The sequence below is a fragment of the Collinsella aerofaciens genome (assembly GCF_040926405.1).
Lineage (GTDB): Bacteria > Actinomycetota > Coriobacteriia > Coriobacteriales > Coriobacteriaceae > Collinsella.
In genome coordinates this window covers 1-12,255 of the sequence record NZ_JBCOIG010000010.1, presented here as the reverse complement: position 1 = coordinate 12,255, position 12,255 = coordinate 1, and the positions used below count along the sequence as shown (strand labels likewise).

Sequence of the window (12,255 nt, the reverse complement as noted above, 5' to 3'; positions counted from 1 at the left end):
AGGTTTATCGCTGCACGTGCCGAAGCACCTCAACAGCGGCACTAACCTCGATTACGCGACGCTCGAGGCCGCGGCGAATGGCCTCGAGTCGACCCTCCGCCGTCGCCCATTCGCTCTGCGAAAGAATCTCGATTGCCTCATCAACAAATCCGTTGAGCCGCGATGAATCGAACCAATCGAGTGAGTCCGCAAGCGCCAGCTGGACGGAAGGGTCGGGCCCAAACGGCTTAGCGGAAAACCCAAACTCACCAGCTGCGAGCACGGCAGTTGGCACGTTGTACCATAGGCAGTTGCCGCTATCGAACAGCGGAGCAGGCCTTATCTCCAGGGTGTCGACATTGCGGATGATGCCGAAGTTTCGCCAATGGCGGTCGCTGTTGGCCAAAAGGGCATCGCAGACAATCATCTGCGACATAGACCTTCTCACAGCGGCCTCATCGACACCATGCTTGCCGAGGTAGCGGCAGTACCGGTCGTACGTCGAGCTTCCTCGCTGGCCGCCAAGGGCGTTCTTAACGTAAACAGCCGGAACATATTCCTCGCGGCCGTCTAGAAAGTCGTCGCACAGACACACAGGGCCATCGAACATCCGCTCAACCGTATAAGGAACAAACTCGCCCTCCGACAGCAAGCGACGATGCAGAGCCGTTGCAACCGCCTCGTTAAAGGGCCGTTGGTCGTCCATGCCGCACCCCTTGACCAGAACGCGAACACCGTTGCGAATCATCCACGATTTAGGAAGCTCGCCCTCGGATGTGTTGTCGGGATTTTTAAGACCGATGCCTTCCAGCCAACCCGAACGCTCTTCGGGCGCCGATCGCTCAAATTCGTTCTCAAAGTAATTGATGTTTCGCCATTTAAGTTCGGTGCAATCGGTCGGCCGCAGCCAATAACAATCAGAAAGCGAGAGGCCCAGGCACCGAACCGGAACCTCGATGCCACAGGCAATTCCCAGTTCGCGATAGCGCGAGACGAGTCCGGGACGAACATCGGGCACCGACCGATGGCTCCACCACACGTTGAGCTCCCGTTTATTCACCGTAGGAGAAGAGCTCGAGCACGTGCCAAACGGCATCCTCTGCTCATCGAGTACCTCGGCGATTTCGAAGGGAAACTCACGCGTCGGATCAAATGAGACACGCGCAACCTCGTAATCGACGGACATCAGCGTAAACTTGCGCCCCACATCGGCCGCAGGACGGCGTCCACGTTTGCGGACCTTTTGATAAGCGACCGCGGAATTGTACTCGACCATCTTCCGTCCGCCCACAATATCGCACGCGAGCGTTCCCGATGAGGCAAGTTGAGATATGCGGGCTTTCGTAACGCCCAGCAGGCGGGCAGCATCACCCATAGACAAGTACTCAGACGTATCCATACACCGCATCACCACGTTAAGTAATTTAAACGTTTAGTTAATAGATTACATACATCATAATACTAAACAACCCAAAACGAAAAAAGGCCCGAGAAATCGGGCCTTAGCGATTGGTCAGCCGAGTCGCAAGCTACTCCCCTAGCGCTGAACGTAGGCGCGAACCAGCTCGTAGGTATTGCGCACGCCGTCGATGTGGCTGCGCTCGTAGTTGTGGCTCGCGTACACGCCGGGGCCGATCAGACCATGGCGAATGTCGTAGCCGGCCGAGAGCGTGGCCTCGACGTCGGAGCCATAGTGCGGGTACACATCGATGGCGTAATCGAGCTCCAGCTCGCGCGCGATGTTGGACAGCGTGGTTACCAGGTCGTAGTTGTACGGACCGCCCGAATCCTTAGCGCAAATCGAAACCATGCGCTCGGTGCAGCCCAGGTCGTCGCCCACGCAGCCCATGTCCACGCTGATCATCTCGCGCGTGTCGGCCGGCACAAAGGCACCGCCGTGGCCGACCTCCTCGTACACCGTAAAGAGCAGCGACACCTTGCGCGAAAGCGACACCTCGCCGTCAGCAACGGCGCGGGCCAGACCCAGCAGAATCGACGCGGACAGCTTGTCGTCCAGGAAGCGGCTCTTAATGTATCCGCTCTCCGTCACCGTGGTGCGCGGGTCCATAGCGATGATGTCACCGGTCTGAATACCCAGCTCGAGCACATCGTCCTTGCTGTCAACGTTCTCGTCGAGCAGGATTTCCATATTCTTCTCGATGGTCTTGACCGGCTCATCGGCCACATGCGCCGAAGGCTCGGTATTGAGGACCACGCCCGTGTAGACATTACCGTCACGCGTGTAGACGGTGCAGTTCTCGCCATCGGCCGTAGACCACTGATGCCCACCGAGCGTCGTGGGGCGCAGGCGGCCATTATCCTTAATGGAACGCACCATGGCGCCCAGGGTATCGACATGGCTCGCCAACACAAGCGGCTCGCCCTCGCCGCCAAGCTCAACCAGCACGTTGCCTTTATTGGAGCGCTCGGGCCCAAAGCCCATATCGCGCAACGTTTCCATTAGATAATCAGTCGCCGCACGGGTATAGCCCGTAGGCGAAGCAATCGAGGTAAGCGCCTTCAACTGGTCAGTAATATAGGAGAGCGTAGAATCCATCTTGGACACCAAAGTCACCCTTTCATATCGAATTAAACCCACAGCAACGATACCACCGCGAACCATCTTTTTACCTAGCGAGATGACCCATCGAGCTCTTCAGAACTGCGCCCGCCACGATAAGGAGCCGGCGGGCCCCTGCCCGTTAGCCCCACAATCTTTCCGCAGGACGAAGGAAGCCCCCGCCGCACGAAGTGCGCAGCGGGGGCTTCCGACATGTCCGAGGACGATTGTGGGGCTAACGGGCAGGGGCCCGCCGAACCAAGTTAGGCAGCCGGGCAGATCTTCTTGAAGAGCTCAATGACGTCGTCGAGCGTCGCCTCGCGCGGGTTGCCCGGGAAGCAGGCGTCGGCCATGGCGTCCTTGGCCAGGACCTCGATCTCGTCGGCCTTCATGGCCTCGCAGACGTGCGGGATGTTCACGTCGGCGGAAAGCTGCTTAACGGCGGCGATGGCGGCATCGGCGGCCTCATCGGTGCTCATGCCCGTGGTGTCAACGCCCATGGCGACGGCAACCTTGGCCAGGCGCTCGGCGCAAACCGGCTTGTTGAACTCCATGGCGATCGGCAGCAGCATGGCGCAGGCGACGCCGTGCGGGGTGTCGTAGTGAGCGGACAGGGTGTGAGCCATGGCGTGGTCGATGCCCAGGCCAACATTGGAGAAGCCCATGCCGGCGACATACTGGCCAAGAGCCATGCCCTCGCGGCCGGAGCCGGGCTGACCGGACTTGGCCTCGGCAACGGAGTCGCGCAGGTTCTCGCTGATCAGCTTGATAGCCTCAAAGTGGAACATGTCGGAGAGCTCCCAAGCGCCCTTGGTGGTGTAGCCCTCGATGGCGTGGGTCAGAGCGTCCATGCCAGTGGAAGCGGTCAGGCCGGCGGGCATGGAGGCCATCATGTCGGGGTCGACGACGGCGACCTCGGGGGCGTCGTTGGTGTCGACGCACACGAACTTGCGGACCTTCTCGGGGTCGGTGATGACGTAGTTGATGGTCACCTCGGCGGCGGTACCGGCGGTCGTCGGCACAGCGATGGTGAACACAGCGTGGTTCTTAGTGGGAGCAACGCCCTCGAGGCTGCGGACATCGGCGAACTCGGGGTTGTTGATGATGATGCCGATGGCCTTGGCGGTGTCCATGGAGGAGCCGCCACCGATGGTCACGATAGCGTCAGCCTCGGCGGCCTTAAAGGCCTCGACGCCGTCCTTGACGTTCTGGATCGTGGGGTTGGGCTTAATCTCGGAGTAGAGGCTCCAAGCGATGCCGGCAGCGTCGAGCTCGTCGGTCACCTTAGCGGTAACGCCAAACTTGACCAGATCGGGGTCGGAGCAGACGAAGATCTTCTTGTAGCCGCGACGCTGGAGCTCGCCGGGGATCTCCTTGATGGCGCCGGAACCATGATAAGAAATGGTATTGAGAACGAAACGATTAGCCATTGATAGCCTCCCATCGTGTGCGGGGCACCCATTACGCCCCGCGCTATAAGTCCCATCCTAACGCTTTTGAAACGAAAAACGCGTGAGAACGTCAAAAGTGTTAAAGCGTTTCAACAGATGATGAAAAATATTACGGCAAAGGAACAGCCCCTTTGCCGCAATCGGTTACTTTCGGCAGCCCTCTTTCCAAGCCTCGGCCGCAACCTTCCAGCGTAAGCGCAAGTCGCGCTCGCGGTCGATGAACATGATGGCAAACGCGACAAACAGCAGCAAGCTCGCCACGACGATGGCATGCAGGCCCATGCGCTCAATACACCAGTTGCCCAACACGGCGCCAAACACAAAGGTAAGGATCACGCCAAAGTACAGCAGGCCGTTTTCCAAAAAGCCGCGCCTGTGGGTGATGATGTAATCGTCCACGTTTTGCAGCGCGTTGCGCAAGTTGCCGATGCACATGGTCGTAGCGATGCCGTGACCGTGGATCTTGCGGAAGCTCTCGACCTGCATGCCGCAGGCAAACGAGGTGAGGCAGTTGGCGAGCAGGTTGAAATTGCCGCCCGGGATAAAGCTCACGCCCAGCAAGATGACGGCTTCAAAGAACACCGTCACCTGACGCCAGTGGATCACGCTGCCAAACCGCTCGTGTACCAGGTCGGCAAGCATAATGCCCACGGCAAACGACACCACAGGGAAGAAGTAGCGCCCCGCAAGCGCCCAGTTGCCTTCCGAGATGCTCACGCCCACGAGCAGGATGTTGCCCGTCTGCGCGTTTGCGAAAACATGGTCGCGCCCAATGTACGAATACACATCCATAAAGCCACCGGCGAGCGCCAAGATGATGCCCAGCTCAATAGACTCCGATATCTGTTTGGCACGCTGCATCGTCGTGCATCCTCCTTGTTGACGACTCTCTCGTGCGTTGGCGGAAACATAGCCGCCGTTCATACTGTAACCCATTGACAACATGGCGTGCGCGCGAGACGGGTTCTCCAACGCGCAGATACACAGTCTGGAAACAAACGGCACCCGCATCGACGCGCCGATCCGCCAGCTCATGTACTCCACCAGTCTTTTTAGCGCCGTCCCAAAAAGACTGGTTACAATTACGTGCAGCATACAAACACCGGGAGGGATCGTGGCAAAAAAGCCTCAGCACGCTCAGAACAACCAGCGCAGTCAGCAGGGCAAACAAGGCCAGCAGCAAAAGCGCGGCGGTAAGACGCAAGGCTCGCGACCCACGCATGCCTCTGCAGCGCCCGCCCGTCCCTGGCGCCCGGGCCGCGATAAGTTCCTCCCCGTCAGCCGCGCCGACATGGATGCGCGCGGCTGGGACCAGTGCGACTTTGTCTACATCTGCGGCGACGCCTACGTGGACCACCCCAGCTTTGGTATGGCCATCATCAGTCGCGTCCTCGACGCGCACGGCTATAAGGTGGGCATCATCTGCCAGCCCGACTGGACCGACCCCGCCAGCATCACCGCGCTCGGCGAACCGCGCCTGGGCTTTCTCGTCAGTGCCGGCAACATGGACTCCATGGTCAACCACTATTCAGTGACCAAGCACCGCCGCCACACCGACGCCTATACCCCCGGTGGCGAGGAGGGGCGCCGTCCCAACCGAGCCGTCACGGTCTACGGCAACCTCATCCGCCAGACGTTTAAGGACGTCCCCATCATCATCGGGGGCATCGAGGCAAGCCTGCGCCGCCTGGCCCACTATGACTACTGGCAGGACAAGCTCAAGCGCTCGGTACTGCTCGACTCGGGCGCCGACATCCTCATCTACGGTATGGGCGAGCACGCGATTGTCGAGATCGCCGACGCGCTCGACGCGGGGCTGTCCGTCGATCAGATCACCTATATCAATGGCACCGTCTACCGCACCAGCTCGCTCGACGAGGTCTACGACTACGACCTGCTGCCCAGCTGGGACGACCTTGCCGCCGACAAGCTCAACTACGCGCGCAGCTTTAACGTCCAGCAGCAGAATATGGACCCCATCACCGGACATCGCCTGGTAGAGCCCTACCCCAACAGCGTCTATGTGGTGCAGAACCCGCCATCGGCGACGCTCACCACCGATGAGATGGACGAGGTGGCCGAACTCCCCTACGCACGCGATTGGCATCCCGATTACGACGCGGCGGGCGGCGTGCCGGCCTTTGCCGAGATCAAGTTTTCCATTAGCTCCAACCGCGGGTGCTTTGGTGAGTGCTCGTTTTGCGCCCTCACCTTCCACCAGGGTCGCGTGCTGCAGATGCGCAGCCACGATTCGATCATGCGCGAGGCCGAGCTGCTCACGCGCGATCCCGAGTTTAAGGGCTACATCAATGACGTGGGCGGACCGACGGCCAACTTTAGCCGCCCTGCCTGCGACAAGCAGCTCAAGCACGGCGTGTGCAAGAACAAGCGCTGCCTGTGGCCGAGCGTGTGCAAGAACATGGTAGTCGACGAGAGCGGCTACACGCAGCTGTTGCGCGACCTGCGCCAGCTGCCGGGCGTCAAGAAGGTCTTCGTCCGCAGCGGCATCCGCTTTGACTACACCATGGCCGACGCCTCGGACGAGTTTTTGCGCGAGCTGCTGGAGCATCACGTTTCGGGCCAGCTGCGCGTAGCACCCGAGCATGTGAGCGACGCGGTGTTGTCCGTGATGGGCAAGCCGAGCCGCGCCGTCTACGACGCGTTCTGCCGTAAATTTGAACGCCTGAACCGCGAATACGGACTCAAGCAGTACGTGGTGCCATACCTGATATCGAGCCACCCGGGCTCAACCATGAAGGAAGCCGTGGACCTCGCCGAGGCCGTGCGCGACATGGGCTACATGCCCGAGCAGGTGCAGGACTTCTACCCCACGCCGTCCACCATGTCGACGTGCATGTACTACACCGGCGTGGACCCGCGCACCATGCAGCCGATCTATGTGGCGCGCGACCCGCACGAGAAGGCCATGCAACGTGCGCTCATCCAGTATCGCAAGCCCGAGAACTACAAGCTCGTGCGCGAGGCGCTGGAAAAAGCCGGCCGCCGCGATCTGATTGGCTACACCAAGCATTGCCTGATTCGTCCCGTGCCGCCGCGCCCGGGCGAGACATCTGCCAACGGCGGGCATGGAACCGGCAAGAAGGGCGGCAAGCCGCACGGTGGCGCCGGCAAGGGGCCCAAGGGTAGCAAGGGGCACAGCGGCATGTCGCGCGCGCAGAACACCGCAGGCCGCAACCGCGCCGCCCAGGGACGGCAGGGCGCCAACGGCGGCGGCAGGCGCAACTAGCGTGGCGAGGGCCAGCCGACGTCTCTTGGCCAGCCGACGTCTCCTCATCGCCCAAGCGTGTTTTCCCTAGGGGGAACACGCTTGGGCTGTCTCCAGTCGTGATTTCCCTAGGGGGAACACGCTCAGACACGCCTAGCCGTGTTTTCCTTAAGGGAATCACAGCAGATTTGTTTTTATCCACGTTGGCCCTTAAGGGAATCACGCTTGCTGGTAGGGACGATCCGTCTGGCAGGCCTGCCTGAGCGACCGCATCGCCTCTACCAGCACAAAGCCGGCGATGGCAACCGTGACCACCACGTCGAGCGGCGTGTTCACAAACCACAGCAGGCCCATGAGGTATGACCCGGCGTTAAAGGCAAAGTGCAACAGGATCGTGTAGCGAAGCTTTCCGGTCGTCACGAGCACCCAGCCAAAAATGAGACCGGCAGCGCCCGCATAGCAGCCCTGCACCCAGTTCATGTGCATAAAGCCGAAGACCGCCGCCTGCAGTACGATTGCCGCGGCGACGCCCCAGGTACTCGGAGCCACCCAGGGCACCATGACGCCGTCTTGCGGTCGCACGTGACGTCGGAGCTTCCAAAGTGGGCGGCACCGCGGGTTAAACGCTCGGAGCGAAAACTCAAAAATGATGCCGCGCACCAGCAACTCCTCACAAAACGGAGCGCCGAGCACCGTGGTCAGGACGGCCAGGTAGCTCGTGTCGCCCATGCCCGTTTCCTCGACAAGTTCACTGTAATCGGCCGCGACCTCGGGCAACAATGACAGTACGGCGTCGGTCACGTAGCCAACGACCACCTGCAGGGCAAAGCCGATCACGATAACGCAGGCAATGCGCTTCCACACGCTACGCAATCCCCCGCCAAGCGGGCGCACGCCCTGCCAGCGCGCCATAAACGAGCGCGGCCACAGATAACGCCACCAAAGCAGCGCCATCAAAAACGACGCCGTCTGAGCGGCAGCCTGGAACCATTGGATATCGAGGTTGTCGACCGGGAAACCCGTCAGCGCCGACACGATGTCCAACGCGGAGAACAAAACCATGCTCAGGGCAATATCGGCAGCGACGACGCCAAAACAGGCAAGCGCCCAAATCATCGCATTGAGCATGCCAACCTCCTCCCGACGACTAGTCATTGGGGACGTTCTTCAACGACTAGCTGTTGGGGGCACTCTTTGCCAAAGGCCCCGTTGGGCGAGATGTCAAACGGAAAGGTGCCGCAGCGATTGAACGCGGCGATAAACATGCGGATGGCGTTGGACGGCGTGGTGCCCACGAGCTGGGTTGCCGCCGCGAAGGCTGCCTTCTCCTCGGGCAAGACCTTCGCGACTACGGGGGTCATGTGTTCTGCCATGGCGCTTCCTTTTTGAAACGACGGTGGTGCGGATAGATGCGGGCCACGCGGCTGGGCGACGGGCTGTGAAGGCAACCCGATTGACCCGCATCTGGAGTTTGTTTCTGCGGCGTTGGTATTACTTGGTATTCCTAAGTATTACCCCGCAGATAGAATACCACATCTGACCCCATGGGAACGGAAAACAGGTCATTTTGTTGCTGAGTAAGTATTTAGAGCGTGATGACGTCCGAGATATCGAGCGCCTGAGCGTCGATGGGGTCATGTGTGGCGAGCAGGAGCGTTCGGCCATCGAGCAGCTCGAGCACGACGCCGGCCGTCGCATCACGCGCAGCGACATCCAAGCCGGTAAAGGGCTCATCCAGAATGACGGCGCAACCGCCGCACAGCAGGGCTCGGGCAATCTCGACGCGACGGCGCTGCCCGCCCGAGAGCTCGGCCACACGAGCATGTACATCGACCCCCGGCACCAGCAGGCGCAACAGGGCTGCGGCACTCGAGGCGTCCACGCGCGCATCGGCACACACCAGCACGTTATCCAGCGCCGAGGCGGACTCGACCAAGCGCGCGCCCTGAAACACCATCGAACACGGCACGCATTCCCCCGCCGCCAGGGCGAGCAACGTCGACTTGCCCACGCCCGAAGCGCCCATCACGCAAACACGCCCGCCCGCGGGTACGTTGAGCACCAGACCGTCGAGCGCCGGTGCCCAGGGCGCACGATCGTCCACGGCAAGCGCAAGCACCGCCGCAGCGCCGGCGCCAGCAGAGGCCGCACGCCCGCGAGCACCGCGCCCACGCGCCCGCACGGCCACACGCCATGCCGCGGGCCCCGAAGCCCGCAGCAACCACACCAGCACACGCTCGCATGCCCACGATGCCGCCACGACCAACACGGTCCACGCCAGCAGATCCGCTGTCTCGATAAGCAGCTTTGCCTGATAGATACGCTCGCCCACGGTGCCCGTCGCCATGCCGATCAGCTCCGCCGCCACGCCGGCCTTCCAGCTCATGCCAATCACGGCCCGGGCGCACGAAAGCACAAACGGCAGGACCTCGCGCCAGGTATGGGCGCAAAACAGACGCCAACCCCGCACACCATGCAGACGAAACATCTGCTCCAGCGGCTTATCCACTTGTGCCAAACCCTCGACCAGCGAAAAATACACGCCCGGCAGTGCCATCAAAAAGACCGCTGCAATGCTCACGCGCGCCGACCCCAGCCAAATGAGCAGCAGAACCACCACGCAGGCAACCGGCGTCGCCTTTACAAACGAAAGCGCCGGCGCCACCAGACGGGCAAACGTCCGCGACCGCACCGAGACTCCCGCCAGTACACCGCCGCAGATCGCGGCAAGCGCCAGTCCGCCCAAGATTCGTGCGCCTGAGCCCACCAGAATCGCCCACGTGTTGGCATCGCACACCAGCCGCAGCAACGCCACCACAACAGCGCCCGGCCCCGGCAAAATCAGCGGCTGTGCCACCAGCGCCGCCGCGAAAGCCCACACGGCAAGCCAAAAGGCGGCAACGGCACCTGCTGCCGCCACCGCCTTCATACGCTTTGTCATGTGTCGAGCAAACGCACGCACGGGCTACTCCATGTAGTAGAAATCATCAGCCGGGAGCTTGCCGCCCACGGCGCTTGCATCCGCATCGGCCAGCACCTGCAGGTACCCACCGAGCGCCGCCTTCATATCTTTCCCCGTCTGGCATACAAGCATGCACCCGGGAATCGCCTTTTCGGCAATCGCGGCGTTATCGACGATACCCGCATCGACCACGGCCTGCGCCCAGTCCGCCGGTATCGCATTGACGGCCTTCACGCTCGCCGCATGGCAGCGCAAGAACTCTGCCACAGCCTCGGGATGCTCCTCGGCAAACGCGCGACGAACCACGGTCACACCCGTCAGCATACGCGAACCCGTGTCACCCGCCAGCTCATCCCACACATCGGTCAGGCTTACCGGCGCCGACAGCTTGCCCTCGCTCTTGGCGATGGCCGCGGTCTTGAACGGCTCCGGCAGCACGCCCACGGCAGACGGGTCGGCAAGCAGGGCCGACAGCACCTCGGTGGGCTCGCTCTTGAACTCGAGCGTCACCTGGCCGGTCAGGCCCGCGCGCTCCAGCAGATAGTTCATGACGTACTCCGGCGTGGTGCCCTTGCCCGTCATGTAGACGGTACGACCCGCCAGATCGCCAAAAGAGGCCACGCTCGCGTCGCCCGTCACCACGTTCAGCACGCCCAGCGTGTTGATATCGATGACCTGGACCGCACCCTCGGTCTTGTTGTAAAGAACGCTCGCCACGTTGGCGGGCACCAGGGCAATATCGACATCGCCCTGAATGACCTTGGGCACGACCTCGTCGGCCGCGGCGCTGATCGCAAAGTCGAACTCGTTATCCGTGGCACCCTCGTCTGCCTGGTCCATAAACTGCACCAGACCGATCGACGTCGGACCCTTGAGCGAGGCGACGTGTACCTCAACCGGCTCGACAGCGGCACCGTCGGCGGCAGACCCGGCAGCCGAGCCCGCAGCAGACCCGGCCACGACAGACCCGCCACCACAGCCAACCAGCGCAAGCGACAACGCACCCGCGGCAAGCGCCGAGGCAAACCCCCGGCGCGTCATCTCAACATTAAACGCGCGCATCGCTAGCACGCCCCCTCATTGGGCATCGACCAGGCGTGATGGTCGGTATGCAGCAGCTCCTCGGCCAGCGGCGAGAGCGGCGCGCCCAAAAACTCGCGGTAGCACGCCTGGACATCGGGATTCTCGTGCGAGAAGCGAATATCGGCGTTCGCATCGAGCCCCCACAGCACCTGGCCGCGCTCGGCTGCCAGCTCGCAGCCGTCGTGGATGGGCTGACCGCCGCCACCGACGCAGCCGCCCGGGCATGCCATGACCTCAACGAAGTCATAGTTCACGCGGCCGTCGCGAATCGCGTCGAGCAGGCGGGCGGCGTTGCCCAACCCGTGCGCCACGGCGACGCGCACCTTGGTGCCATCGATATCGGCCACAGCTTCCTTCCAGCCGTCGAGTCCGCGCACGTCGGTAAAGAAATCCGCATCCGGGTTCTTGCCCGTCACCAGGTAATAGGCCGAGCGCACGGCAGCCTCCATCACGCCGCCCGTGGCGCCAAAGATCACGCCCGCGCCCGTGCCAAAGCCCAGCGGCGTATCGAGCGGCTCCTCGACCAGCGTGTCCACGCTCACGTGGCTTGCGCGGATCATGCGCACCATCTCGCGCACCGTCAGTGCAACGTCCACATCGGGCGCACCGCCCTCGCCCACCATGTTCGGCAGCGCGCACTCGGCCTTCTTGGCTGTGCACGGCATCACGGACACCACGAACAGGTGCTCGGGCTCCACGCCCAGCACCTTGGCGTAGTACGTCTTGGCGATGGCGCCAAACATCTGCTGCGGCGACTTGGACGTAGACAGGCTGTCGACAAACTCCGGATAGCGCGCCTTCACAAAGCGCACCCAGCCCGGGCAGCAGCTCGTAAACATGGGCCAGCCGCGGCTGTCGCCCTCGCCCTTGGCGGCGCCCAGGCGCTCGAGCAGCTCGGAGCCCTCCTCCATGATGGTGAGGTCGGCCGAGAAATCAGTATCGAACACGTACTCAAAGCCAACGCGGCGCAGCGCGCAGGCCAGGCGCTCAACGG

General features: G+C 62.2%; 10 protein-coding genes. 1 reads left to right on the top strand and 9 read right to left on the bottom strand.

Going from position 1 to position 12,255, the window contains the following annotated elements:
* Window positions 1-4: 4 nt before the first annotated feature.
* The 4 genes from AB5758_RS05080 to AB5758_RS05065 form a co-directional block, all read right to left on the bottom strand.
* The gene (locus AB5758_RS05080) at window positions 5-1,378 is read right to left on the bottom strand and encodes a HipA domain-containing protein (protein ID WP_368141449.1); all 1,374 of its coding nucleotides are present in this window, start codon (window positions 1,376-1,378) and stop codon (window positions 5-7) included.
* A gap of 138 nt (window positions 1,379-1,516) precedes the next feature.
* Window positions 1,517-2,536 carry a M42 family metallopeptidase gene (locus tag AB5758_RS05075; protein WP_368141457.1) on the bottom strand — a complete coding sequence of 340 codons (1,020 nt, stop codon included), beginning with the start codon at window positions 2,534-2,536 and terminating at the stop codon, window positions 1,517-1,519.
* Between the two features lie 266 nt (window positions 2,537-2,802).
* Window positions 2,803-3,969 (bottom strand): lactaldehyde reductase, encoded by a 1,167-nt coding sequence (gene fucO / locus AB5758_RS05070; protein WP_022094861.1) that lies wholly within the window; start codon window positions 3,967-3,969, stop codon window positions 2,803-2,805.
* Between the two features lie 165 nt (window positions 3,970-4,134).
* Entirely contained in the window at window positions 4,135-4,851 is a 717-nt protein-coding gene (locus AB5758_RS05065; RefSeq protein ID WP_368141665.1) for a YoaK family protein, read from the bottom strand.
* Window positions 4,852-5,104: 253 nt separating this feature from the next.
* Between AB5758_RS05065 and AB5758_RS05060 the strand changes: the two genes are divergently transcribed.
* Window positions 5,105-7,237, top strand: coding sequence for a YgiQ family radical SAM protein (locus tag AB5758_RS05060; RefSeq protein ID WP_368141666.1), 2,133 nt, complete (start codon window positions 5,105-5,107; stop codon window positions 7,235-7,237).
* Between the two features lie 198 nt (window positions 7,238-7,435).
* On the opposite strand, the gene AB5758_RS05055 is transcribed toward AB5758_RS05060, so the two are convergent.
* From AB5758_RS05055 to AB5758_RS05035, 5 genes are all read right to left on the bottom strand, one after another.
* Window positions 7,436-8,344, bottom strand: a complete 909-nt coding sequence (locus AB5758_RS05055) for a CPBP family intramembrane glutamic endopeptidase (protein WP_368141668.1) — start codon at window positions 8,342-8,344, stop codon at window positions 7,436-7,438.
* Between the two features lie 23 nt (window positions 8,345-8,367).
* Complete coding sequence (locus tag AB5758_RS05050; protein WP_161144799.1) at window positions 8,368-8,589, bottom strand: type II toxin-antitoxin system RelB/DinJ family antitoxin; 222 nt, start codon at window positions 8,587-8,589, stop codon at window positions 8,368-8,370.
* Window positions 8,590-8,801: 212 nt separating this feature from the next.
* Window positions 8,802-10,157 (bottom strand): ATP-binding cassette domain-containing protein, encoded by a 1,356-nt coding sequence (locus AB5758_RS05045; protein ID WP_368155422.1) that lies wholly within the window; start codon window positions 10,155-10,157, stop codon window positions 8,802-8,804.
* 24 nt (window positions 10,158-10,181) lie between these two features.
* The gene (locus AB5758_RS05040) at window positions 10,182-11,240 is read right to left on the bottom strand and encodes an ABC transporter substrate-binding protein (protein ID WP_225093776.1); all 1,059 of its coding nucleotides are present in this window, start codon (window positions 11,238-11,240) and stop codon (window positions 10,182-10,184) included.
* Window positions 11,241-11,242: 2 nt separating this feature from the next.
* Window positions 11,243-12,255 (bottom strand): [Fe-Fe] hydrogenase large subunit C-terminal domain-containing protein (locus AB5758_RS05035; RefSeq protein ID WP_368155421.1); only part of this gene is annotated, 1,013 nt, incomplete at its 5' end.

Excerpts from the sequence above, each read along its gene's own strand:
- AB5758_RS05080 (WP_368141449.1), bottom strand. The coding sequence starts at position 1,378 with ATGGATACGTCTGAGTACTTGTCTATGGGTGATGCTGCCCGCCTGCTG.
- fucO (WP_022094861.1), bottom strand. The coding sequence starts at position 3,969 with ATGGCTAATCGTTTCGTTCTCAATACCATTTCTTATCATGGTTCCGGC.
- AB5758_RS05065 (WP_368141665.1), bottom strand. The coding sequence starts at position 4,851 with ATGCAGCGTGCCAAACAGATATCGGAGTCTATTGAGCTGGGCATCATC.
- AB5758_RS05045 (WP_368155422.1), bottom strand. The coding sequence starts at position 10,157 with ATGACAAAGCGTATGAAGGCGGTGGCGGCAGCAGGTGCCGTTGCCGCC.
- AB5758_RS05040 (WP_225093776.1), bottom strand. The coding sequence starts at position 11,240 with ATGCGCGCGTTTAATGTTGAGATGACGCGCCGGGGGTTTGCCTCGGCG.
- AB5758_RS05050 (WP_161144799.1), bottom strand. The coding sequence starts at position 8,589 with ATGGCAGAACACATGACCCCCGTAGTCGCGAAGGTCTTGCCCGAGGAG.
- AB5758_RS05055 (WP_368141668.1), bottom strand. The coding sequence starts at position 8,344 with ATGCTCAATGCGATGATTTGGGCGCTTGCCTGTTTTGGCGTCGTCGCT.
- AB5758_RS05075 (WP_368141457.1), bottom strand. The coding sequence starts at position 2,536 with ATGGATTCTACGCTCTCCTATATTACTGACCAGTTGAAGGCGCTTACC.